The sequence below is a fragment of the Frateuria soli genome, assembly GCF_021117385.1.
Classification (GTDB): Bacteria; Pseudomonadota; Gammaproteobacteria; order Xanthomonadales; family Rhodanobacteraceae; genus Frateuria_A; species Frateuria_A soli.
This window is the reverse complement of the sequence record NZ_CP088252.1, coordinates 700,033-722,871: the sequence shown is the minus strand read 5'-3', so window position 1 is coordinate 722,871 and position 22,839 is coordinate 700,033. Positions and strand designations below refer to the sequence as shown.

Sequence of the window (22,839 nt, the reverse complement as noted above, 5' to 3'; positions counted from 1 at the left end):
TCTCCTCAACCCTTGGTGGTCGGGCGGATCACGACGTCGCCGCCGGTTGCACCCGGCACCGCGCCCTTGACCGCGATCAGGTGGCGCTCGGCGTCGACCTTGACCACTTCCAGACCCTGCTGCGTGCGGTTCACCGCACCCATGTGGCCGGCCATCTTCTTGCCCGGGAACACACGGCCCGGCGTCTGGCGCTGGCCGATCGAACCCGGCGCGCGGTGCGACAGCGAGTTACCGTGCGTCGCGTCGCCCATCGAGAAGTTGTGGCGCTTGATCGTGCCCTGGAAGCCCTTGCCCTTCGAGACGCCGGCGACGTCGACGATCTGGCCGGCCGAGAAGATCTCGTCCGCCTTGATCTCGGCGCCGACGCTGTACTTGCCGAGGTCCTCGGCCGCAACGCGGAACTCCCACAGGCCACGACCCGGCTCGACCTTCGCCTTGGCGTAGTGGCCCTTCACCGGCTGGGTCAGCAGCGAGGCGCGCTTGACGCCCGCGGTGACCTGGATCGCGGTGTAACCATCGTTGTCTTCGGTCTTCAGCTGGGTGACGCGGTTCGGGGTCGCTTCAATCAGCGTCACCGGAATCGAGCGTCCGTCTTCAGTGAAGAGCCGGCTCATGCCGCACTTGCGGCCAACCAGTCCGATACTCATCTTCGTATCCTGTCTATCGCTCAGCCGAGCTTGATCTGGACGTCCACGCCAGCGGCGAGGTCAAGCTTCATGAGCGCGTCCACGGTCTTGTCGTTGGGGTCGACGATGTCGAGCACACGCTTGTGGGTGCGCGTTTCGTACTGGTCGCGCGCGTCCTTGTCGACGTGCGGCGAGACCAGGATGGTGTAGCGCTCGATCTTGGTCGGGAGCGGGATGGGGCCGAGCACCGTAGCGCCGGTGCGCTTGGCCGTCTCGACGATCTCGCTGGCCGAGCGGTCGATCAGGCGATGATCGAACGCCTTGAGGCGGATGCGAATCTTCTGGTTCGCCATAAAACCGTGTCCTGTTATCGAAAGAACAAATGCTTGTCCCGGAGTGGCTTCTCACCGCTCCGCACAACCCTTTTTGCTGCTTCCCGGCACGCCTGGGCGTACTGGGCGAAAAAGCTAGGCGAGCACAATCGGCTCGCCTAGACAGAAAATTATAACTCGCACACGAACAAAGGTCAACAGAGTGTCATCTGCGACCAATGATTACGTTGCGAGGGCCGTCCGGGCCTGCGAACTCGAAGCGCGTCCTGCACCTCATTTCGCGGTATCGACCCCGAGCAACTCCGGAGCCGTCAAGCTGGCAAGTATAGCAGCCATCCAGCGCGAGATGCCAGCCTTGCCGGCATCCACGCGAAAGCGGCGACCCCGAAGGGCCGCCGCCAGAGTCTTACTTGATGACCTTGGCCACCACGCCGGCGCCGACGGTGCGGCCGCCTTCGCGGATGGCGAAGCGCAGGCCCTCGTCCATCGCGATCGGGTGGATCAGGCTCACCACCATCTTGATGTTGTCGCCCGGCATGACCATCTCCACGCCCTCCGGCAGCGTGACCGCGCCGGTCACGTCGGTGGTGCGGAAGTAGAACTGCGGACGGTAGCCCTTGAAGAACGGGGTATGACGGCCACCCTCGTCCTTGCTCAGCACGTAGACCTCGGCCTCGAAGTCGGTGTGCGGGGTGATCGTGCCCGGCTTGGCCAGCACCTGGCCGCGCTCGACGTCGTCACGCTTCAGGCCGCGCAGCAGCAGACCGGCGTTGTCGCCCGCCTGACCCTGGTCCAGCAGCTTGCGGAACATCTCCACGCCGGTGACGGTGGTCTTCTGGGTGTCACGGATGCCCACCACTTCCACTTCGTCGCCGACCTTGATGATGCCGCGCTCGATACGGCCGGTCACCACGGTGCCGCGGCCGGAGATCGAGAACACGTCCTCGACCGGCATCAGGAACGGCTTGTCGATCGCGCGCACCGGCTCGGGGATGTAGCTGTCCAGCGCGTCCACCAGCTGGATGATCGCCGGCACGCCGATTTCCGACTGGTCGCCCTCGAGCGCCTTCAGCGCCGAACCCTTGATGATCGGGGTGTCGTCGCCCGGGAAGTCGTACTTGGACAGCAGCTCGCGCACTTCCATCTCGACCAGCTCGAGCAGCTCGGCGTCGTCGACCATGTCGGCCTTGTTCAGGAACACGACGATGTAGGGCACGCCCACCTGGCGCGACAGCAGAATGTGCTCGCGCGTCTGCGGCATCGGGCCGTCGGCGGCCGAGCACACCAGGATCGCGCCGTCCATCTGCGCCGCACCCGTGATCATGTTCTTCACGTAGTCGGCGTGGCCGGGGCAATCGACGTGCGCGTAGTGGCGGGTCGGCGACTCGTATTCCACGTGCGCGGTCGAGATCGTGATGCCGCGCGCCTTCTCTTCCGGCGCCGCGTCGATCGCGTCGTAGGCCTTGAATTCGCCACCGAAGCGCTCGGCGCCCACCTTGGTCAGCGCCGCCGTCAGCGTCGTCTTGCCGTGGTCCACGTGGCCGATCGTGCCGACGTTCACGTGCGGCTTGGTGCGTTCGAACTTACCCTTTGCCATGACTTCAACCTCTGAAAAGAGCTGGTTAATTAGTGCGGCCGGAACGGCCGCTTTTGTTTTTCGCGACCAGGGGACCGATCGCACTAATTAAGTAAAGCTAGAAAAATCAGGCCTTCTTGATGACCTGTTCTGCGATGTTGTTCGGCGCCTCTGCGTAGTGGTCGAACTCCATCGTGAACGTGGCGCGACCCTGGGTCAGCGAGCGGATGGTGGTCGCATAACCGAACATCTCGCCCAGCGGCACCATCGCGTTGATGGTCTTGCCGGAAGGCGTGTCGTCCTGGCCCTGCAACAGGCCGCGACGGCGGCTCAGGTCGCCCATAACGTCACCGACGTACTCCTCGGGCGTGACCACCTCTACCTTCATCACCGGCTCGAGCAGGACCGGGTTCGCCTTGGCGAAGCCCTGCTTGAAGGCCATCGATGCGGCCAGTTTGAACGCCATTTCCGACGAGTCGACGTCATGGTAGGAACCGAAGACCAGCTTGGTCTTGACGCCCACGACCGGGAAGCCGGCCAGCGGACCGCTGGTGATCGTCTCGCGCAGGCCCTTTTCGACCGACGGGATGAATTCCTTCGGAATCACACCACCGGTGATCTCGTTGACGAACAGGAAATCGTCCTTGACCTCAGGGCTCTTGCGCTCTTCCTCGGTCATTGGCGACAGCTCGATCACCACGTGACCGTACTGACCCTTGCCGCCCGACTGCTTGGCGTGCTTGTAATCCGACTTGACGTCCGACGCGCGGATGGTTTCGCGGTAGGCCACCTGCGGCTTGCCAACGTTGGCCTCAACGTTGAACTCGCGCTTCATGCGGTCCACCAGGATGTCCAGGTGCAGCTCGCCCATGCCGGAGATGATGGTCTGGCCCGACTCTTCGTCCGTACGCACGCGGAAGGACGGATCCTCCGCGGCCAGGCGACCGAGCGCGATGCCCATCTTTTCCTGGTCGGACTTGGTCTTCGGCTCGACCGCCATCGAGATCACCGGCTCCGGGAACGTCATGCGCTCCAGGGTGATGATGTGGTCCTGCGCGCACAGCGTGTCGCCGGTCGTCACGTCCTTCAGGCCAACCGCGGCGGCGATGTCGCCCGCGCGGACTTCCTTCAGTTCGTGACGCTCGTTTGCGTGCATCTGCAGGATGCGACCGATGCGCTCCTTCTTCGACTTGACCGGGTTGTACACCTGGTCGCCGGCATTCAGCGTGCCCGAGTAGACACGGAAGAACGTCAGCGAGCCGACGAACGGATCGGTCATGATCTTGAAGGCGAGTGCGGAGAACGGCGCGGCGTCGTCCGCCGTGCGGCTCGCATCATTGTCGTCGTCGTCCACGCCGGTCACCGGCGGACGGTCGGCGGGCGACGGCAGCAGGTTGACCACGGCATCGAGCATCGCCTGGACGCCCTTGTTCTTGAACGCCGTGCCGCAGTAGACCGGGATGATTTCGCTGGACAGGGTGCGCTGGCGCAGACCCTCGATGATCTCGGCCTCGGAAAGCTCACCACCCTCGAGGTACTTGTTCATGAGTTCCTCGGACGCCTCGGCGGCCGACTCGACCATGAAGCTGCGCGCCTCGGCAGCCTTGTCCGCGAGGTTGGCGGGAATGTCCTGGTATTCGAACTTCATGCCCTGGGATTCCATGTCCCAGATGATCGCCTTCATCTTGAGCAGGTCGACCACGCCGTCGAAGTTGTCTTCGGCACCGATCGGCACCTGCATCGGCACCGGGTTGGCACCCAGGCGCGCCTTCAGCTGGTCGACGACCTTGTAGAAGTTGGCACCGGTGCGATCCATCTTGTTGACGAACGCGAGGCGCGGCACCTTGTACTTGTTGGCCTGGCGCCATACGGTCTCGGACTGCGGCTGCACGCCACCGACCGCGCACAGCACGAACACGGCGCCGTCGAGCACGCGCAGCGAACGCTCGACTTCGATGGTGAAGTCGACGTGCCCGGGAGTGTCGATGATGTTGAAGCGGTGCTCGGGCAGCGAACGGTCCATGCCCTTCCAGAACGCCGTGGTGGCGGCGGAAGTGATGGTGATGCCGCGCTCCTGCTCCTGCTCCATCCAGTCCATGGTGGCCGCACCGTCATGCACCTCGCCAATCTTGTGACTGACGCCGGTGTAGAACAGGATGCGCTCCGTGGTGGTGGTCTTGCCGGCATCGATGTGGGCCATGATGCCGAAGTTGCGGTAGCGCTCGATGGGAGTGGTGCGTGCCATGGATGTTTACCTGTACAGGGCAACCCTGCCCTCGATTCGTCGCGGCCGTCCGGGCCTCGGTTTCAATGAGAAATCCGCCGCAACTGGCGGATTGACTCCTTGCCACCACCGCAGGCGGCGGCAAGGCATACCGCTTACCAGCGGTAGTGCGAGAAGGCCTTGTTGGCCTCGGCCATGCGATGGGTTTCTTCGCGCTTCTTGATCGCGCCGCCGCGGTTCTCCGAGGCTTCCAGCAGCTCTGCGGCCAGCTTGCGCGGCATCGAGGTCTCGCCACGCTTGCGGGCGGCATCGATCACCCAGCGCATCGCCAGCGCCATGCGGCGACCCGGGCGCACTTCGACCGGCACCTGGTAGGTGGCGCCGCCGACGCGACGGGACTTCACCTCGACCGCCGGAGCAACGTTGCCCAGCGCCTTCTCGACCAGAGCCACCGGCTCGGCGTTCTTTTCACCCAGATGGGTCAGCGCGCCATAGACGATGCTTTCGGCGACCGACTTCTTTCCGCTCTTCATCACCATGTTGATGAAGCGGGCGATCAGCTGGCTGCCGTGCTTGGGGTCCGGCAGGACCAGGCGGGCGGGATGGGAACCTTTACGCGACATGTTTGGAGTCCGTTGTTTATTTGCGGGCAATCCTGTCCGCGCGAAAGCGGCCTCCATGGCCGCATGTGTTCGTTACCTGTGCAGCGTCCGGTCCGCTTCAAGGCAACCGTCCATGGCCGCAACTTCGATGTGAGCCGCCGGACCAGGGCCGGCAGGCGATTACTTCTTCGGACGCTTGGCGCCGTACTTGGAGCGAGCCTGGCGACGCTTGGTCACGCCGGCGCAGTCGAGGCTGCCGCGCACGGTGTGGTAGCGCACGCCCGGCAGGTCCTTCACACGGCCGCCGCGGATCAGCACGACCGAGTGCTCCTGCAGGTTGTGGCCTTCACCACCGATGTAGCTGATGACCTCGTAACCGTTGGTCAGGCGCACCTTGGCGACCTTGCGCAACGCCGAGTTCGGCTTCTTCGGGGTGGTGGTGTACACGCGCGTGCAGACGCCACGGCGCTGCGGACTGCTCTGCAGGGCCGGCGAAGCGCTCTTGTAGGTCTTCGGGCTGCGGTTCTTGCGCACCAGCTGGTTGACTGTCGTCATGCGAAGCTTTTCCTGAGAAACATAAAGGCAGACCGAAACTCGGTCTGCCAAGAAGCGGGAATTTAACATGGGCACCTTGCACCAGGCAAGGAAACGCCCGTGTCCTCCTTGACCCGAACACGAGGTGCATCCGTGCACCTCATTTCGTATGTCAGCGAGCAATGCCCTCAGGGCTTACTCGGCACCTTCATCGCTACCGGCAGTCGTTTCCGCGAACGTCACCGCGGCGGAGGAACCGGAAAGGGTTTCCAGTTCCGAGGCGGTCAAACCGCCCTGGCGACGACGCTGCGCGTGGTACGCCAGACCCGTACCTGCCGGAATCAGACGGCCGACAATAACATTTTCCTTGAGGCCCCGCAAGGTATCGCGGGTACCGCGGACCGCCGCCTCGGTAAGCACGCGGGTGGTTTCCTGGAAGGACGCGGCCGAGATGAACGACTCGGTGGCCAGCGACGCCTTGGTGATACCCAGCAGCACCGACTGGTACTCGGCCGGACGCTCGCCACGACCGACCGCGCGCTCGTTCTCCTCGTTGATGCGTACGCGCTCGACCTGCTCGCCGCGCAGGTAGTGGCTCTCGCCCGGCTCGGTGATCTCGACCTTGCGCAGCATCTGGCGAATGATCGCCTCGATGTGCTTGTCGTTGATCTTCACGCCCTGCAGGCGATAGACGTCCTGGATTTCCTTGACCAGGTACGCCGCCAGCGGCTCCACGCCCAGCAGGCGCAGGATGTCGTGCGGATTGGGCTCGCCGTCCACGACGGTTTCGCCCTTCTCCACGTGCTCGCCCTCGAACACGATGACCTGGCGCCACTTGGGAATCAGCTCCTCGTGCTCGTTGCCGTCGGCATCCTTGATGATCAGGCGCTGCTTGCCCTTGGTGTCCTTGCCGAAGCTGACCACGCCGGAACGCTCGGCCAGGATCGCCGGCTCCTTTGGCTTGCGCGCCTCGAACAGGTCGGCCACGCGCGGCAGACCGCCGGTGATGTCGCGGGTCTTCGACGTCTCCTGCGGGATACGGGCGACCACGTCGCCGACGCCCACTTCCACGCCGTTCTGGATCGACACGATCGCGCCGGCCGGCAGCATGTACTGCGCCGGCACGTCGGTACCCGGCAGCTTGAGCTCGCGACCCTTGGCATCTTCCAGGCGCACGATCGGGCGCAGGTCCTTGGCGGCGGTACCGCGACGCTTCGGATCGGTCACCACTGCCGACTCCAGGCCGGTCAGCTCGTCAGTCTGGCTCTGCACGGTGACGCCATCGAGGAAGTCGATGAAGCGCACGGTACCGGCCACTTCCGACACGATCGGATGGGTGTGCGGATCCCAGTTGGCCACGGTCTGGCCAGCCTTGACCGCCGCGCCGTCCTTGACCGAGATGGTGGCGCCGTACGGCACCTTGTAGCGCTCGCGCTCGCGGCCGTTGGCGTCGATCACCGACACCTCGCCCGAACGCGACACCGCCACCAGGTGACCCTGGGAGTGCTGCACGGTCTTGAGGTTGTTGAACTTCAGCGTGCCGGTGGTCTTGACCGAGACGTTGTCCACGGCGGCGGCACGGGAGGCCGCGCCACCGATGTGGAAGGTACGCATGGTCAGCTGGGTACCGGGTTCGCCGATCGACTGCGCGGCGACCACGCCCACGGCCTCGCCCATGTTGACCAGGTGGCCACGGGCCAGGTCGCGGCCGTAGCACAGCGCGCAAACGCCATGGCTGGCCTCGCAGGTGATCGGCGAGCGGACCTTGATCGACTGCACGCCGGCCTTGTCCAGCTTCTCGACCAGCGCCTCGTCCAGTAGCGTGTCGCGGGTGACGATCGCATCGTCGTCGTTGCCGGGACCATAGACGTCCTCGACCACCACGCGGCCGAGCACGCGCTCGCGCAACGGCTCGACGACGTCGCCGCCTTCGACGATCGGCTGCATCAGCACGCCGTCCTCGGTGCCGCAATCGTGCGAGGTCACCACCACGTCCTGGGCGACGTCGACCAGACGACGGGTCAGGTAACCGGAGTTGGCCGTCTTCAACGCGGTATCCGCCAGGCCCTTGCGGGCACCGTGGGTCGAGTTGAAGTACTGCAGCACGTTCAGGCCTTCGCGGAAGTTGGCCTTGATCGGAGTCTCGATGATCGAACCGTCCGGACGCGCCATCAGGCCGCGCATGCCGGCCAGCTGTCGGATCTGCGCGACCGAACCGCGGGCACCGGAGTCGGCCATGATGTACAGCGAGTTCATCGACTTCTGGTTGACCGTCTTGCCGTCGGCGTCGGTCACCTTCTCGGTGCCGATGCCGTCGATCATTGCCTTGGCGACGAGCTCGTTGGTGCGCGACCAGATGTCGACCACCTTGTTGTAGCGCTCGCCCGCGGTGACCAGGCCCGACTGGTACTGCTCCTGGATCTCGACCACTTCTTTCTCGGCCTCTTCCAGGATCGGCTTCTTCTCGTCCGGGATGATCATGTCATCGATGCCGATCGAGATGCCCGCACGGGTAGCAAAGCGGAAGCCGGTGTACATCAGCTGATCCGCGAAGATCACCGTCTCTTTCAGACCCAGGCGGCGGTAGCAGGCGTTGATCAGGCGCGAGATGTTCTTCTTGGTGAGCTCGGTGTTGGCCAACGCGAAGGGCAGGCCCTCGGGCATGATCTCGGCCAGCAGCGCGCGACCCACGGTGGTTTCCACCAGCGAGGTGCTGGAGGTGCGCTCGCCATCCTCGCCGATCGTCACCTGCTTGAGACGCACCTTGACCTTGGCGTGCAGCTGCACGGCGCGGTTCTCATAGGCGCGTCGCACCTCGGAGATGCCCGAGAACACCATGCCGGTGCCCTTGGCGTTCACCAGCTCGCGGGTCATGTAGTACAGGCCCAGCACCACGTCCTGCGTCGGCACGATGATCGGCTCGCCGTTGGCCGGCGACAGGATGTTGTTGGTCGCCATCATCAGGGCACGCGCTTCGAGCTGCGCCTCGATCGAGAGCGGCACGTGCACGGCCATCTGGTCGCCGTCGAAGTCGGCGTTGAACGCGGTACAGACCAGCGGGTGCAACTGGATCGCCTTGCCTTCGATCAGCTTCGGCTCGAACGCCTGGATGCCCAGGCGGTGCAGGGTCGGCGCGCGGTTGAGCAGCACCGGATGCTCGCGGATCACCTCTTCGAGGATGTCCCACACCATCGGTTCTTCGCGCTCGACCAGCTTCTTGGCCGCCTTGATGGTGGTGGCCTCGCCGCGGGCCTGCAGCTTGGCGAAGATGAACGGCTTGAACAGCTCCAGCGCCATCTTCTTGGGCAGGCCGCACTGGTGCAGGCGCAGGGTCGGGCCGACCACGATCACCGAACGGCCGGAGTAGTCCACGCGCTTGCCGAGCAGGTTCTGGCGGAACCGGCCCTGCTTGCCCTTGATCATGTCGGCGAGCGACTTCAGCGCGCGCTTGTTGGTGCCGGTGATGGCCCGGCCGCGGCGGCCGTTGTCCAACAGCGCATCGACCGACTCCTGAAGCATGCGCTTCTCGTTGCGCACGATGATGTCGGGCGCGTTGAGTTCGAGCAGGCGCTTCAGGCGGTTGTTGCGGTTGATGACGCGGCGGTACAGATCGTTCAGGTCGGAGGTCGCGAAGCGGCCGCCGTCCAGCGGCACCAGCGGACGCAGGTCCGGCGGCAGCACCGGCAGTACGGTCATGACCATCCATTCGGGCTTGTTGCCCGACTCCAGGAAGGCCTCGATCAGCTTGACGCGCTTGGTGAGGCGCTTGAGCTTGGTTTCCGAATTGGTCGAGGCGATCTCTTCCTTGAGGCGGATGACTTCGCCCGGCAGGTCGATCGACTTCAGCAGCTCATAGACCGCCTCGGCGCCCATGCGGGCGTCGAACTCGTCGCCGTGCTCCTCGGTCGCCTCCAGGTACTGGTCCTCGCTGAGCAGCTGGCCCTTTTCCAGCGCGGTCAGGCCCGGATCGATGACCACGTAGGCCTCGAAATACAGGATGCGCTCGATGTCGCGCAGCGTCATGTCCAGCATCAGGCCGATGCGCGAGGGCAGCGACTTGAGGAACCAGATGTGCGCGGTCGGGCTGGCCAGCTCGATGTGGCCCATGCGCTCGCGGCGCACCTTGGCCAGGGTCACTTCCGTGCCGCACTTCTCGCAGACCACGCCGCGGTGCTTCATGCGCTTGTACTTGCCGCACAGGCACTCGTAATCCTTCACCGGACCGAAGATCGCGGCGCAGAACAGACCGTCGCGCTCGGGCTTGAAGGTACGGTAGTTGATCGTCTCGGGCTTCTTCACCTCGCCGTACGACCACGAGCGGATCAGCTCGGGCGACGCCAGCGCGATCTTGATCGCGTCGAAGTCGGGCGTGGTGCGCTGCTGGTTGAAAAGGTTGAGCAGGTCTTTCATGGGTGTCTCCGGTCGGAGCAAATTCTTCGGTAAGAGGTCCGTGATTCAAGCTGAGGCTGGTCGGCGACCCGACGCAGGGCGCCGGGTCGCGACGGTCACTTCACCTCTTCCAGGTCGATGTCGATGCCCAGCGAGCGGATTTCCTTCACCAGCACGTTGAAGGACTCCGGCATGCCGGCCGCCATCTCGTGGTTGCCGTCGACGATGTTCTTGTACATCTGGTTGCGGCCCTGCACGTCGTCGGACTTCACCGTCAGCATTTCCTGCAGGGTGTAGGCCGCGCCGTAGGCTTCCAGCGCCCAGACTTCCATTTCGCCGAAGCGCTGGCCGCCGAACTGCGCCTTGCCACCCAGCGGCTGCTGGGTGACCAGCGAGTACGGGCCGGTGGAGCGCGCGTGCATCTTGTCGTCGACCAGGTGGTTGAGTTTCAGGTAATGCATGTAGCCGACGGTGACCGGGCGATCGAACGCCTCGCCGGTGCGGCCGTCGAACAGCGTGGTCTGGCCCGACTCGGGCAGATCCGCCAGCTTCAGCATCGCCTTGATCTCGGTTTCCTCGGCGCCGTCGAACACCGGCGTGGCCATCGGCACGCCTTCCTGCAGGTTGTTCGCCAGCGTCAGGATCTCTTCGTCGGTCAGCGATTTCAGGTCCACGTGCTGCACCGCGCCAGCAGCGTGGTGGTTGTAGATCTGGTGCAGGAATTCGCGGACCTTGGCCACCTTTTCCTGCGCCTCGAGCATGCGCTGGATCTTCCGGCCCAGGCCCTTGGCGGCCCAGCCCAGGTGCATTTCCAGCACCTGGCCGATGTTCATGCGCGAAGGCACGCCGAGCGGGTTGAGCACGATGTCGACCGGCTCGCCATTGGCCATGAACGGCATGTCCTCGACCGGCACCACGTTGGACACCACACCCTTGTTGCCGTGGCGACCGGCCATCTTGTCGCCCGGCTGGATGCGGCGCTTCACGGCCAGGAACACCTTGACCATCTTCAGCACGCCCGGGGCGAGGTCGTCGCCCTGGGTGATCTTGGCCTGCTTCTCCTTGAAGCGCTTGTCGAACTCCTCCTTGTGGCGCTTGACCTGGTCGGCCGCGCGCTCGAGGAACTCGGTGACGCTCTCGTCCTTGACGTTGATCTTGAACCAGTCGTCCTTCTTCAGGCCGTCCAGGTAGGCGTCGGTGATCTCGGCGCCGCGCTTCAGGCCGCCCGGGCCGCTCATCGCGGACTGGCCGACCAGCTGCGCCCGCATGCGGTTGTAGATCGCGCCCTCGAGGATGCGGAACTGATCATCGAAGTCCTTGCGGATCCGCTTGATCTCCATCTCCTCGATCTGCTTGGCGCGCTTGTCCTTCTCGATGCCGTCGCGGGTGAACACCTGCACGTCGATGACAGTGCCGTCCATGCCCGGCGGCACGCGCAGCGAGCTGTCCTTCACGTCGGATGCCTTCTCGCCGAAGATCGCGCGCAGCAGCTTCTCTTCCGGCGTCAGCTGGCTCTCGCCCTTGGGCGTGACCTTGCCGACCATGATGTCGCCGGCCTTGACCTCGGCACCGATGTAGACGATGCCGGACTCGTCCAGACGCGCCAGCGCCTGCTCGCCCACGTTCGGGATGTCGGCGGTGATTTCCTCCGCACCCAGCTTGGTGTCGCGCGCAATGCAGGACAGCTCCTCGATGTGGATCGAGGTATAGCGGTCTTCCTGAACGACGCGCTCGGAGAGCAGGATCGAGTCTTCGAAGTTGTAGCCGTTCCACGGCATGAACGCGATCAGCATGTTCTGGCCGAGCGCGAGCTCGCCCAGGTCGGTGGACGAACCGTCCGCCAGCGTGTCGCCCTTGGCCACGATGTCACCGACATTCACCAGCGGACGCTGGTTGAGGTTGGTGTTCTGGTTGGAGCGGGTGTACTTGGTCAGCGTGTAGATGTCGACGCCGGCGTCATTGTCGCCGACCTCTTCCTCGTTCACGCGCACCACGATACGGGCTGCGTCGACCTGGTCGATCACGCCGCCGCGCCTGGCGGACACGATGACACCCGAGTCGCGCGCCACGGCGCGCTCGATGCCGGTACCGACCAGCGGGGTCTGCGAGCGCAGCGTCGGCACGGCCTGGCGCTGCATGTTCGCGCCCATCAGCGCGCGGTTCGCGTCATCGTGCTCCAGGAACGGCACCAGCGCCGCCGCGACCGACACGGTCTGCATCGGCGAGACGTCCATGTAGTCGACTTCGGAGGCCGGGCGCAGCTCGGACTCGCCGCGGAAACGGCAGGACACGAAGTCCTCGAGGAACGCGCCGTGCTTGTCCAGCGGCGAGTTCGCCTGCGCGATGACGTGGTCGCCTTCCTCGATCGCCGACAGGTAGTCGACGGTGTCGGTGACCTTGCCGTTGGCGACCTTGCGGTACGGCGTCTCCAGGAAGCCGTAGGCGTTGGTGCGGGCGTACACGGCCAGCGAGTTGATCAGGCCGATGTTCGGGCCTTCCGGCGTCTCGATGGTGCAGACGCGGCCGTAGTGGGTCGGGTGCACGTCGCGCACTTCGAAGCCGGCGCGCTCGCGGGTCAGGCCGCCTGGACCCAGTGCCGAGACGCGGCGCTTGTGGGTCACTTCCGACAGCGGGTTGTTCTGATCCATGAACTGCGAGAGCTGCGAGGAGCCGAAGAACTCCTTCACCGCCGCCGCGACCGGCTTGGCGTTGATCAGTTCCTGCGGAGTCAGGCCCTCGGACTCGGCCAGCGACAGGCGCTCGCGCACGGCGCGCTCGACGCGCACCAGGCCGATGCGGAAGGTGTTCTCGGCCATCTCGCCGACAGAGCGCACGCGACGGTTGCCGAGGTGGTCGATGTCGTCCACGGTGCCGTGGCCGTTCTTGATGTCGATCAGCACCTTGAGCACGTCCAGCACGTCGGACTGGCCACCCAGCTGCTTGACCAGCTCCTGCGCGGCCTCTTCCTTGCGCTCGGCGAAGTACTTGTGGTCGTACAGCACGCCCGGACCCAGGATCTCCTGGCGACCCACGCGGCGGTTGAACTTCATGCGGCCGACCGCCGACAGGTCGTAGCGGTCGAAGGTGAAGAACAGATTGAAGAACAGGTTCTGGGCGGCATCCTTGGTCGGCGGCTCGCCCGGGCGCATCATGCGGTAGATCTCCACCAGCGCCTCGAGCTGCGTCTTGGTGTTGTCGATGCGCAGGGTGTGCGAGATGTAGGCGCCGCGATCCAGGTCATTGACGTACAGCGTCGGCACGACCTCGATACCGGCCTTGCGGAAGGCCTCCAGCTGCTCGGCGGTGATTTCGTCATTGGCCGAGGCCAGCAGCTCGCCGGTCTTGGAGTCGACGATGTCGGTCGCCACGATGCGGCCGACCGGGTAGTCGTCCGGCACCTCCAGCGCGGTGATGTTCTCGGCCGCCAGCTGGCGCACGTGGCGCGCGGTGATGCGCTTGCCGGCCTCGACCAGCACCTTGCCGCCGACCGCCAGGTCGAAGGTCAGCGTTTCGCCGCGCAGGCGCTCGGCGACCAGCTCCAGCGTGGTGCCACCCTTCTTGCCCAGATGGAACACGTTGTGCTCGAAGAAGATGGAGAGCATCTCCTCGTTCGAATAGCCCAGCGCGCGCAGCAGCACCGTCACCGGCAGCTTACGGCGACGGTCGATACGGGTGAACAGCGCATCCTTCGGGTCGAACTCGAAGTCCAGCCAGGAGCCGCGGTAGGGGATCACGCGGGCGGAGAACAGCAGCTTGCCCGAGCTGTGCGTCTTGCCGCGGTCGTGGTCGAAGAACACGCCCGGCGAGCGATGCAGCTGCGAGACGATGACGCGCTCGGTGCCGTTGATGATGAAGGTGCCGGTGTCGGTCATGAGCGGGATCTCGCCCATGTAGACCTCCTGCTCCTTGACGTACTTGACGGCCTTCTTCGACGCCGGGCTGTCCTTGTCGTAGATCACCAGGCGCACGGTGGTGCGCAGCGGCGCGCCGTAGGTCATGCCACGGTTGCGGCACTCGCGCTCGTCGAACGCGGGCTCACCCAGGCGGTAGTCCACGTACTCGAGGGCGGCGTTGCCCGAATAACTGGCAATCGGGAACACCGACTTCAGCGCGGCGTGCAGACCCTTGTCCTCGCGCTTCTTCGGCGCGACGTGCTCCTGCAGGAACTCACGGTAGGAATCGGTCTGGATGGTCAGCAGGTTGGGCACGCCCAGCACGGGCGGGCGCTTGCCGAAATCCTTGCGGATGCGCTTCTTCTCGGTAAACGAGTAGGTCATGGGGTGACGCCTCGGTTCGCAGTGGCGCCGGTGGTGCACACACCGGCTAATGATGAAAAATCGGCTGTCGCTTCCGGCGGAACCAACCGCCGGTGCGTCAAAAAGCAGGAGTCAGAAGCCGCCAGCTTCTCAGTCTTGCCTTCTGTCTCTTGCTCCCCCGGATCCCTGGGACCGCAATGAACCGCGGCGCATGCAGACATCCCTCTGCAACGGGCAAAGCCCGGGGGCTTTCGCCCCCAGGCTCGCTTGACGCTAAGCCAAACTGACGGCGCGCAAGGCGCCGATTACTTCAGTTCGACCGTGGCGCCGGCAGCTTCCAGGTCCTTCTTGAACTTGGCAGCGTCTTCCTTCGAAGCGGCTTCCTTCACGACGCCACCGGCCTCGGTCAGGTCCTTCGCTTCCTTCAGGCCCAGGCCGGTGATGGCGCGGACGGCCTTGATCACGTCGACCTTCTTGTCGCCGGCGGACTTCAGGATCACGTCGAACTCGGTCTGCTCCTCGGCAGCCGGACCGGCAGCGGCCGGGCCGGCGGCAACCATCACCGGGGCGGCGGCGGTCACGCCGAACTTCTCTTCGATGGCCTTCACCAGGTCCATCACTTCCATCAGCGACTTGGCGGCGACGGCGTCAACGATCTGTTCGTTGGTCAGGGACATTTGTTTTTACCTCTGGAAATAAAGTCGTTTGGAAAAGATCGTCGGATCAGGCTTCTGCCGGGGCTTCGGCGGCGACTTCGCCACCACCCTGCTTGTCGGCCACGGCCTTGACCACGCGAGCGAACATCGAAGCCGGCTCGGCCAGCACGCGGGCCAGCATCGCGAGCGCCTGCTCGCGGGTCGGCAGCGAGGCCAGCACGTCGACGTGCTCGGCGGGCAGCAGCTTGCCCTCCACCGAGACGAGCCGCGGCTTGAGCTTGTCGTTGGTCTTGGCAAATTCCTTGATCAGCCGCCCGGCGGCACCGGGCTCCTCGGTCGAGAACGCGTACAGCAGCGGACCGGTCAGGGCGTCCTTGACGACCTCGAACTCGGTACCGGCCACGGCGCGGGAGACCAGCGTGTTCTTCACAACTTTCAGGAACACGCCCGACTCGCGAGCCTTCTTGCGCATCGCGGTCATCTGCTCGACCGTGGTGCCCGCGTACTCGGCGGCGACCAAGGAGTGGGCCTTCGCGGCGACGTCTGCCAGCTCGGCGACTACTTCTTGCTTCTGGGACAGATTGAGAGCCATTGCACTCCTCCACTTGGAACTCCGCTCACGGCTCCTGCCGCTTGCGGTCCTGGGCGACGCCATCCTTGACGTCGGGGATGCGGAGCATCCCTGGTGGTGGCCTTTCCAGAACATGCATTCCAGAGAAGGGCGACACCATCTACGCCGGCGGGCCTTGCGGCCGATTAAGCGATCGAGGTGACACGGCGACGGCGATTCCCTGCCATGAACGAGCTCCCTGCCCGTCGTCGCCGCGCATCGATCGCGCCTGCGGTCTTTGACGGCTGCCCCGGCCGGAACCGGGGACTGCCCTCAAAAACTTCCCCTCGCACCGCGTGGCGCGAGGGCTTGAACCTGGCTTACTTGGCGGTGGCCGCGCTCAGCGACGAGGTATCCACCGGCACGCCCACGCCCATCGTGCTGGACAGGGCGACCTTCTGCAGGTACTGGCCCTTGGCCGCAGCCGGCTTCGCCTTCAGAAGGTCGGCGATCAGCGCGTTGAGGTTGTCAGCGAGCTGCGCGGCCTCGAAGTTGGCCTTGCCGATGGTGGCGTGGATGATGCCCGCCTTGTCGTTGCGGAACTTCACCTGGCCGGCCTTGGCGTTCTTCACCGCGGTGACCACGTCGGCGGTGACCGAACCGTCCTTCGGGTTCGGCATCAGCCCGCGCGGACCGAGCAGCTGACCCAGCTTGCCGACCACGCGCATCGCGTCCGGCGTGGCGATCACGCGACCGAAGTCGATGTCGCCGCCCTGCATGCGCTCGGCCAGGTCATCCATGCCGACCGCGTCGGCACCGGCGGCCTTGGCGGCCTCGGCCTTCTCGCCCGGCGGGCAGAACACGGCGACCTTGATGGTCTTGCCGGTGCCATGGGGCAGCAGCGAGGAGCCGCGCACGCCTTGGTCGGACTTCTTCGCGTCGATGCCCAGGCGCACGGCCACGTCGACGGATTCGACGAACTTGGCCTTGGCGTTGTTCTTGACGATGTTCAGGGCGTCTTCCAGCCCGTAGACCTTGCCCGGCTGCACAGCGGCCTGGGCGGCCTTCAAACGCTTGGTGATCTTTGCCATGTCTTAACCCTCCACCACCAGGCCCATGCTGCGCGCGCTACCGGCAATGGTGCGCACCGCGGCGTCCAGATCCGCAGCCGTCAGATCCGGCTCCTTCTGCTTCGCAACGTCTTCGAGCTGCTTGCGGGTGATCTTGCCCACCTTGTCGGTGTTCGGCTTGGACGAACCCTTCGCGACGCCGGTGACCTTCTTGATCAGCACGGTGGCGGGCGGGGTCTTGGTGATGAAGGTGAAGCTGCGGTCCGAGTAGGCCGTGATGATCACGGGGATCGGCAGGCCCGGCTCCATCTTCTGCGTGGCGGCATTGAAAGCCTTGCAGAATTCCATGATGTTGAGGCCGCGCTGACCGAGGGCGGGGCCCACCGGCGGCGACGGGTTGGCCTGGCCGGCCTTGACCTGCAGTTTGATGTAACCGACGACTTTCTTTGCCATGGGATTTTCCTTGCGAGTGCTGGCGCCTTGCGGCTCCTCGCGTGCTTGCCATCCAGGCGGTGGAGAGCCTGCTTTCCGTGCAGGCCGTCGAAAAGCGAACACGCCGAGTCGAAAGACCTCGGCGTGGAACCGCGTAGTTTAAGGAGTGATCAAGTTCTAAGCAAGTGGCGGGCCAGCGGCTGCGATCTTGCTCCCTCTGCCCGCCGGGGCGAGGGCTGGGGTGGAAGGGCGGCTCTTGCGGGAGGCGTGGATCAGGGCGTGGCTCTGGTGGGTTTTCCCGCGAGCCCCGACCCCTCACCTCGATCCTCTCCCCGGAGGGGAGAGGAAGCAGAGCATCAGGCCTTCTCGACCTGCCCGAACTCGAGCTCGACCGGCGTCGAACGACCGAAGATCAGCACCGCTACGCGCAGGCGGCTCTTCTCGTAGTTGACTTCCTCGACCACGCCGTTGAAGTCGTTGAACGGACCCTCGGTGACGCGAACCATCTCGCCCGGCTCGAAAAGCACCTTGGGCTTGGGCTTCTCGACGCCCTCGCGCACGCGGCTGAGGATGGCGTCGGCTTCGCTGTCACGGATCGGCAGCGGGCGATCGGCAGTGCCGCCGATGAAGCCCATTACCTTGGGCGTTTCCTTGACCAGGTGCCAGCATTCATCGTCGATGCGCGGGGACTTGCCCTCGGTATCGGTTTCGATCTGCACCAGCACGTAGCCCGGAAAGAACTTGCGCTCGCTGCGGCGCTTCTGGCCGCCGCGCATCTCGATCACTTCCTCGGTCGGCACCAGAACTTCGCCGAACTTCTCTTCCATGCCGGCGCGCGCGATGCGCTCGGAGAGCGACTTGCGAACCTGGTTCTCGAAGCCCGAATAGGCGTGAACGACGTACCAACGCTTGGTCATGGGCTACTCCTTACGAACCTAGTTTGAGCAGCCAGTCGAGCACGACCGACTTCAGGATCAGGTCGATCAGACCCAACAGCAACGAAAGCACGATCACGACCGCAATGATCACGAGGGTCGTCTTGAGGGTTTCGTCGCGCGTCGGCCAGACGACCTTGCGCATCTCGAACTGGGATTCGGCGATGAAGTTGCGCGCCTTGCGGCCCGGGCCAGTGAAGGCGCCAATCGCCAGCGCGATCACCAGCGCCACCAGCACGCCAGCCAGGCGCACGGAGCCGGGGACGGTGTTGTCGAACCAGGAGTAGGCAAAGATGCCCGCCGCCAGCACCAGCACCGCCAGCACCAGCTTGCCGATATCCGCGGCACTCGTGCCGCGCGGCTGTTCTGCCTTGGTATTCATCGCAGTGACCGGGAGAAGGAACCGCCGTGACCGGATCGGTCATCGACGCCACCCGCCCCCGTCATCGGTCCTCGAAAGGTGGCACGCCAGGAGGGACTCGAACCCCCAACCTGCGGTTTTGGAGACCGCTGCTCTGCCAATTGAGCTACTGGCGTAGGAAAAACGGGAATCGGGAATGGTAAATCGGGAATCGAAGAACCGGAAGGGCGGCGGATCGCCAGCCCTTCCGATTCCCTATTCCCGATTTCCCATTCCCGGCTTTCTTACTTGATGACCTTGGCCACCACGCCGGCGCCGACGGTGCGGCCGCCTTCGCGGATGGCGAAGCGCAGACCCTCGTCCATCGCGATCGGGTGGATCAGGCTCACCACCATCTTGATGTTGTCGCCCGGCATGACCATCTCCACGCCCTCCGGCAGCGTGACCGCGCCGGTCACGTCGGTGGTGCGGAAGTAGAACTGCGGACGGTAGCCCTTGAAGAACGGGGTATGACGACCACCCTCGTCCTTGCTCAGCACATAGACCTCGGCCTCGAAGTCGGTGTGCGGGGTGATCGTGCCCGGCTTGGCCAGCACCTGGCCGCGCTCGACGTCGTCACGCTTCAGGCCGCGCAGCAGCAGACCGGCGTTGTCGCCCGCCTGACCCTGGTCCAGCAGCTTGCGGAACATCTCCACGCCGGTGACGGTGGTCTTCTGGGTGTCACGGATGCCCACCACTTCCACTTCGTCGCCGACCTTGATGATGCCGCGCTCGATACGGCCGGTCACCACGGTGCCGCGACCGGAGATCGAGAACACGTCCTCGACCGGCATCAGGAACGGCTTGTCGATCGCGCGCACCGGCTCGGGGATGTAGCTGTCCAGCGCGTCCACCAGCTGGATAATCGCCGGCACGCCGATTTCCGACTGGTCGCCCTCGAGCGCCTTCAGCGCCGAACCCTTGATGATCGGGGTGTCGTCGCCCGGGAAGTCGTACTTGGACAGCAGCTCGCGCACTTCCATCTCGACCAGCTCGAGCAGCTCGGCGTCGTCGACCATGTCGGCCTTGTTCAGGAACACGACGATGTAGGGCACGCCCACCTGGCGCGACAGCAGAATGTGCTCGCGCGTCTGCGGCATCGGGCCGTCGGCGGCCGAGCACACCAGGATCGCGCCGTCCATCTGCGCCGCACCCGTGATCATGTTCTTCACGTAGTCGGCGTGGCCGGGGCAATCGACGTGCGCGTAGTGGCGGGTCGGCGACTCGTATTCCACGTGCGCGGTCGAGATCGTGATGCCGCGCGCCTTCTCTTCCGGCGCCGCGTCGATCGCGTCGTAGGCCTTGAATTCGCCACCGAAGCGCTCGGCGCCCACCTTGGTCAGCGCCGCCGTCAGCGTCGTCTTGCCGTGGTCCACGTGGCCGATCGTGCCGACGTTCACGTGCGGCTTGGTGCGTTCGAATTTACCCTTTGCCATGCGCGCTAAACCCCGATGGAGTCAATGAAAAAAAGAAAACCTGCCGTAGGCCCGGAGCGACCGGCGGCAGCCGCGTGAGATGGTGCTCATGACAGGAATCGAACCTGTGACCTCTTCCTTACCAAGGAAGTGCTCTACCGACTGAGCTACATGAGCGAAGTTCTTTCAGCCATCCTTCCTTAGGTGGCGATTGATCCGGCATCCGGCCGAACCCTGGAAATCCTGCGACGAGATCAATGGAGCGGGAGACGGGAATCGAACCCGCACCATCAGCTTGGAAGGCTGAGGTTCTACCATTGAACTACTCCCGCCTGGCAACACCCTGCGCGGAACTCGTCTTGATGGTGGAGGGAGGTGGATTCGAACCACCGAAGGCGTAAGCCAGCAGATTTACAGTCTGCCCCCGTTGGCCGCTTGGGTATCCCTCCAACAAAGAACGGCTATTCTCGCGAGCGCCCCCGGATGTGTCAACAGTTTGCGACGGCCAAATTCGCCGTGGCAGTGACTTTCGCGCGCTCCTGCCGGGTCTACCGTCCGGGCCGCTTGCACTGCGCACGGCGATCGCCATATCGCCCGGTACCCTGACCGGAGCGCGCCATGTCCGCACCCTTGACCGTCCCCTGCCCCCATTGCAGTGCACTCAACCGTGTGCCGGCCGAACGCCTCGCCGAACACCCGGTGTGCGGGCGGTGCAAGCAGGCGCTGTTCGAAGGCAAGCCGATCGAGCTGACGACGGCCAACTTCGACGCCGTGGCCGGGCGGGGCGACCTGCCGGTACTCATCGATTTCTGGGCGACGTGGTGCGGTCCTTGCCGTGGCTTCGCCCCGGTGTTCGCCGAGGCCGCCCGCCAGTACGAGCCGCGCCTGCGCCTGGCCAAGGTGGATACCGATGCGCAGCCGCAGCTCTCCCAGCGTTTTGGCATCCGCAGCATCCCCACGCTTGCCCTGCTCAAGGGCGGCCGCGAGGTCGCCCGACAGGCGGGCGCGCTCAATGCGGCGCAGTTGCGGCAGTTCGTCGAAGGGGCGCTGCGCTAGTCCTTCGTGTCGTGAGTGCAGCGACTGTCCGATCAGGGAAGCGACCCTGGGTTCCTCCATTCGGGAAGCGCCATCCCGGGCGTCTGGCGACGGGATGGTTTCGCTCGCGGATGGAACGTTCCGCGCGGAAGCGTGGCCGCCGGTGCTACGAGCTGCAGGAGAGCATCGAGCAACCGGCGCGCTGCCGGGCCCAGTCCGGGCGCCTGGCGGCAAAGCGCTCGCGCCCGGGCTGCTCGTCATATGGATGACGCATCACGTCGAGCAGTTCGTGCACGAGCGTGTAGTCGCCCTGCTCCGCTCGGTCGATCGCCTGCTGGGCCAGATAGTTGCGTAGCACGTATTTCGGGTTGGCCTGCCGCATGCGGCGGCGGCGCTCGCCGGCCGGCATCGGATCCTCGCGCAGGCGCGCGGCGTAGCGTTCCAGCCAGTCGCGCAGCGCAGGCTCGGCGGCCGCGCGCCGACCCTCGTCGTAGCACACGTCCGCCAGCGTGTCCGGCGAGGGCGCAGCCGGGTCCAGGTCGGTGAGCGCGCGCCAGGTGAGCGTCATGTCCGCCTCGGCCTCGCGCATCCAGGCATGCAGTCCGTCGCGCAGCGCGAGGTCTTCGTCAGCGGCTTGGGCGAGGCCCAGCTTTGCCGCCACGCTGGCGCGGTCGGCCGCTTCCCAGGCGCTGACATAGCGATCGAGCCCGGCCTGCAGCGGCGCGACATCGCCGAACAGCGGGGACAGCGCACTTGCCAGCCGCGTCAGGTTCCACCAGGCCACGTTGGCCTGCTGGCCGAAGCGGTAGCGCCGGCGCACCGCGTCGGTGGTGTTGGGCGTCCAGTCCGGGGCGTAGTCGTCCATCCAGCCGTAGGGGCCGTAGTCGATGGTCAGCCCCAGGATCGACATGTTGTCGGTATTCATCACGCCGTGCACGAAGCCGACGCGCATCCACTGGGCCATCAGCCGTGCAGTGCGTTCGCAAACCTCGCCGAACCAGTCCGCATACAGTGCCTCGCCCTGCCCCCGCAGCTGCGGGAAGTCGCGCCGGATGGTGAAGTCGGCCAGCTGGCGCAGCAGCACCACGTCGTTGCGTGCATAGGGCAGTTCGAAGTTGCCGAAGCGGATGAACGACGGCGCCACGCGGCAGACGATCGCGCCCGGCTCCTCGCGCGGGTGGCCGTCGTAGAACATGTCGCGCACCACCGCTTCGCCGGTCTCGACCAGGCACAACGCGCGCGTGGTGGGGATGCCCAGGTGATGCATCGCCTCGCTGCACAGGAACTCGCGGATCGAGGAACGCAGCACCGCGCGACCGTCGGCGCCACGCGAATACGGCGTCGGGCCGGCGCCCTTGAGCTGCAGCTCCCAGCGTTGACCGCGCGCATCCAGCACCTCGCCCAGCGAGATCGCGCGACCGTCGCCCAGTTGCCCTGCCCATACGCCGAACTGATGTCCGCCGTAGTTGCTCGCCCACGGCTGCATGCCATCCAGCAGCGCGTTGCCGCCGAACACGCCGGCGAAGTCCGGGCTCTCGATGTCCCGTGCTGACAGACCCAGGGTCACCGCCATTTCGGACGACCAGGCCACCACATGCGGCGCCGGCACGGGCGTGGGCTGGACATGCGACCAGGCGGCGCCTTCCACCTGGCGCAGGCGCGAGCCGCGCTCGGGATCGCCGGCAAGGTCCCGCACGTAGGCATTGTCGAAGTCCAGGCGCATCACGGGATGATCGCATGCCGCTTCGCCACGGAACGTTCGCGCGCGGGATACCCGTGAACACGAATGTTTAGCACGCGGGATCGA

The 22,839-nt window shown here is 65.3% G+C and carries 17 protein-coding genes and 4 tRNA genes; 1 reads left to right on the top strand and 20 read right to left on the bottom strand.

The window, feature by feature from the left end; translation table 11 throughout:
* Window positions 1-5 precede the first annotated feature (5 nt).
* The 19 genes from rplC to LQ771_RS03140 form a co-directional block, all read right to left on the bottom strand.
* Entirely contained in the window at window positions 6-647 is a 642-nt protein-coding gene (gene rplC / locus LQ771_RS03230) for a 50S ribosomal protein L3 (protein ID WP_091340490.1), read from the bottom strand.
* A gap of 20 nt (window positions 648-667) precedes the next feature.
* Window positions 668-979, bottom strand: a complete 312-nt coding sequence (gene rpsJ / locus LQ771_RS03225; protein WP_014402136.1) for a 30S ribosomal protein S10 — start codon at window positions 977-979, stop codon at window positions 668-670.
* 385 nt (window positions 980-1,364) lie between these two features.
* Window positions 1,365-2,555 (bottom strand): elongation factor Tu, encoded by a 1,191-nt coding sequence (gene tuf, locus LQ771_RS03220; RefSeq protein ID WP_231324151.1) that lies wholly within the window; start codon window positions 2,553-2,555, stop codon window positions 1,365-1,367.
* A gap of 106 nt (window positions 2,556-2,661) precedes the next feature.
* The gene (gene fusA, locus LQ771_RS03215; RefSeq protein WP_231350958.1) at window positions 2,662-4,779 is read right to left on the bottom strand and encodes an elongation factor G; all 2,118 of its coding nucleotides are present in this window, start codon (window positions 4,777-4,779) and stop codon (window positions 2,662-2,664) included.
* 134 nt (window positions 4,780-4,913) lie between these two features.
* Window positions 4,914-5,381 carry a 30S ribosomal protein S7 gene (rpsG, locus tag LQ771_RS03210; RefSeq protein ID WP_091340757.1) on the bottom strand — a complete coding sequence of 156 codons (468 nt, stop codon included), beginning with the start codon at window positions 5,379-5,381 and terminating at the stop codon, window positions 4,914-4,916.
* Between the two features lie 159 nt (window positions 5,382-5,540).
* On the bottom strand, window positions 5,541-5,915 hold the full coding sequence (gene rpsL / locus LQ771_RS03205; protein WP_209620135.1) for a 30S ribosomal protein S12: 375 nt from the start codon (window positions 5,913-5,915) through the stop codon (window positions 5,541-5,543).
* A gap of 174 nt (window positions 5,916-6,089) precedes the next feature.
* The gene (gene rpoC / locus LQ771_RS03200) at window positions 6,090-10,304 is read right to left on the bottom strand and encodes a DNA-directed RNA polymerase subunit beta' (RefSeq protein WP_231350957.1); all 4,215 of its coding nucleotides are present in this window, start codon (window positions 10,302-10,304) and stop codon (window positions 6,090-6,092) included.
* Between the two features lie 95 nt (window positions 10,305-10,399).
* Window positions 10,400-14,560 carry a DNA-directed RNA polymerase subunit beta gene (rpoB, locus tag LQ771_RS03195; RefSeq protein ID WP_231350956.1) on the bottom strand — a complete coding sequence of 1,387 codons (4,161 nt, stop codon included), beginning with the start codon at window positions 14,558-14,560 and terminating at the stop codon, window positions 10,400-10,402.
* A 284-nt stretch (window positions 14,561-14,844) separates the two neighbouring features.
* Complete coding sequence (gene rplL / locus LQ771_RS03190; protein WP_231350955.1) at window positions 14,845-15,216, bottom strand: 50S ribosomal protein L7/L12; 372 nt, start codon at window positions 15,214-15,216, stop codon at window positions 14,845-14,847.
* A 46-nt stretch (window positions 15,217-15,262) separates the two neighbouring features.
* Window positions 15,263-15,787, bottom strand: coding sequence for a 50S ribosomal protein L10 (rplJ, locus tag LQ771_RS03185; protein ID WP_231350954.1), 525 nt, complete (start codon window positions 15,785-15,787; stop codon window positions 15,263-15,265).
* A 338-nt stretch (window positions 15,788-16,125) separates the two neighbouring features.
* Window positions 16,126-16,836, bottom strand: coding sequence for a 50S ribosomal protein L1 (rplA, locus tag LQ771_RS03180; protein WP_231350953.1), 711 nt, complete (start codon window positions 16,834-16,836; stop codon window positions 16,126-16,128).
* Window positions 16,837-16,839: 3 nt separating this feature from the next.
* Window positions 16,840-17,268 (bottom strand): 50S ribosomal protein L11, encoded by a 429-nt coding sequence (rplK, locus tag LQ771_RS03175; RefSeq protein ID WP_019464005.1) that lies wholly within the window; start codon window positions 17,266-17,268, stop codon window positions 16,840-16,842.
* Between the two features lie 335 nt (window positions 17,269-17,603).
* A complete protein-coding gene (gene nusG, locus LQ771_RS03170; RefSeq protein ID WP_091340740.1) occupies window positions 17,604-18,164 on the bottom strand; it encodes a transcription termination/antitermination protein NusG in 561 nt (186 codons plus the stop codon).
* Between the two features lie 10 nt (window positions 18,165-18,174).
* Window positions 18,175-18,564 (bottom strand): preprotein translocase subunit SecE, encoded by a 390-nt coding sequence (gene secE, locus LQ771_RS03165; protein WP_231350952.1) that lies wholly within the window; start codon window positions 18,562-18,564, stop codon window positions 18,175-18,177.
* Window positions 18,565-18,643: 79 nt separating this feature from the next.
* Window positions 18,644-18,719, bottom strand: a tRNA-Trp gene (locus LQ771_RS03160).
* Between the two features lie 108 nt (window positions 18,720-18,827).
* The gene (tuf, locus tag LQ771_RS03155; RefSeq protein ID WP_231324151.1) at window positions 18,828-20,018 is read right to left on the bottom strand and encodes an elongation factor Tu; all 1,191 of its coding nucleotides are present in this window, start codon (window positions 20,016-20,018) and stop codon (window positions 18,828-18,830) included.
* Between the two features lie 80 nt (window positions 20,019-20,098).
* Window positions 20,099-20,174, bottom strand: a tRNA-Thr gene (locus LQ771_RS03150).
* Between the two features lie 81 nt (window positions 20,175-20,255).
* Window positions 20,256-20,329 (bottom strand) — tRNA-Gly (locus LQ771_RS03145).
* A 31-nt stretch (window positions 20,330-20,360) separates the two neighbouring features.
* Window positions 20,361-20,446: transfer RNA gene (locus LQ771_RS03140), tRNA-Tyr, on the bottom strand.
* Between the two features lie 169 nt (window positions 20,447-20,615).
* Here LQ771_RS03140 and trxC point away from each other — a divergent pair.
* On the top strand, window positions 20,616-21,053 hold the full coding sequence (trxC, locus tag LQ771_RS03135) for a thioredoxin TrxC (protein WP_231350951.1): 438 nt from the start codon (window positions 20,616-20,618) through the stop codon (window positions 21,051-21,053).
* Window positions 21,054-21,198: 145 nt separating this feature from the next.
* Here the strand turns inward: trxC and LQ771_RS03130 are convergent, their stop codons facing one another.
* Window positions 21,199-22,758, bottom strand: a complete 1,560-nt coding sequence (locus tag LQ771_RS03130; protein ID WP_425491302.1) for a protein adenylyltransferase SelO — start codon at window positions 22,756-22,758, stop codon at window positions 21,199-21,201.
* Window positions 22,759-22,839: the final 81 nt, after the last annotated feature.

Excerpts from the sequence above, each read along its gene's own strand:
- rpsG (WP_091340757.1), bottom strand. The coding sequence starts at position 5,381 with ATGTCGCGTAAAGGTTCCCATCCCGCCCGCCTGGTCCTGCCGGACCCC.
- secE (WP_231350952.1), bottom strand. The coding sequence starts at position 18,564 with ATGAATACCAAGGCAGAACAGCCGCGCGGCACGAGTGCCGCGGATATC.
- nusG (WP_091340740.1), bottom strand. The coding sequence starts at position 18,164 with ATGACCAAGCGTTGGTACGTCGTTCACGCCTATTCGGGCTTCGAGAAC.
- rplK (WP_019464005.1), bottom strand. The coding sequence starts at position 17,268 with ATGGCAAAGAAAGTCGTCGGTTACATCAAACTGCAGGTCAAGGCCGGC.
- rplJ (WP_231350954.1), bottom strand. The coding sequence starts at position 15,787 with ATGGCTCTCAATCTGTCCCAGAAGCAAGAAGTAGTCGCCGAGCTGGCA.
- rpsL (WP_209620135.1), bottom strand. The coding sequence starts at position 5,915 with ATGACGACAGTCAACCAGCTGGTGCGCAAGAACCGCAGCCCGAAGACC.
- trxC (WP_231350951.1), top strand. The coding sequence starts at position 20,616 with ATGTCCGCACCCTTGACCGTCCCCTGCCCCCATTGCAGTGCACTCAAC.
- tuf (WP_231324151.1), bottom strand. The coding sequence starts at position 20,018 with ATGGCAAAGGGTAAATTCGAACGCACCAAGCCGCACGTGAACGTCGGC.
- rpoC (WP_231350957.1), bottom strand. The coding sequence starts at position 10,304 with ATGAAAGACCTGCTCAACCTTTTCAACCAGCAGCGCACCACGCCCGAC.
- rplL (WP_231350955.1), bottom strand. The coding sequence starts at position 15,216 with ATGTCCCTGACCAACGAACAGATCGTTGACGCCGTCGCCGCCAAGTCG.
- rpsJ (WP_014402136.1), bottom strand. The coding sequence starts at position 979 with ATGGCGAACCAGAAGATTCGCATCCGCCTCAAGGCGTTCGATCATCGC.
- rplA (WP_231350953.1), bottom strand. The coding sequence starts at position 16,836 with ATGGCAAAGATCACCAAGCGTTTGAAGGCCGCCCAGGCCGCTGTGCAG.
- rpoB (WP_231350956.1), bottom strand. The coding sequence starts at position 14,560 with ATGACCTACTCGTTTACCGAGAAGAAGCGCATCCGCAAGGATTTCGGC.
- tuf (WP_231324151.1), bottom strand. The coding sequence starts at position 2,555 with ATGGCAAAGGGTAAGTTCGAACGCACCAAGCCGCACGTGAACGTCGGC.
- rplC (WP_091340490.1), bottom strand. The coding sequence starts at position 647 with ATGAGTATCGGACTGGTTGGCCGCAAGTGCGGCATGAGCCGGCTCTTC.
- fusA (WP_231350958.1), bottom strand. The coding sequence starts at position 4,779 with ATGGCACGCACCACTCCCATCGAGCGCTACCGCAACTTCGGCATCATG.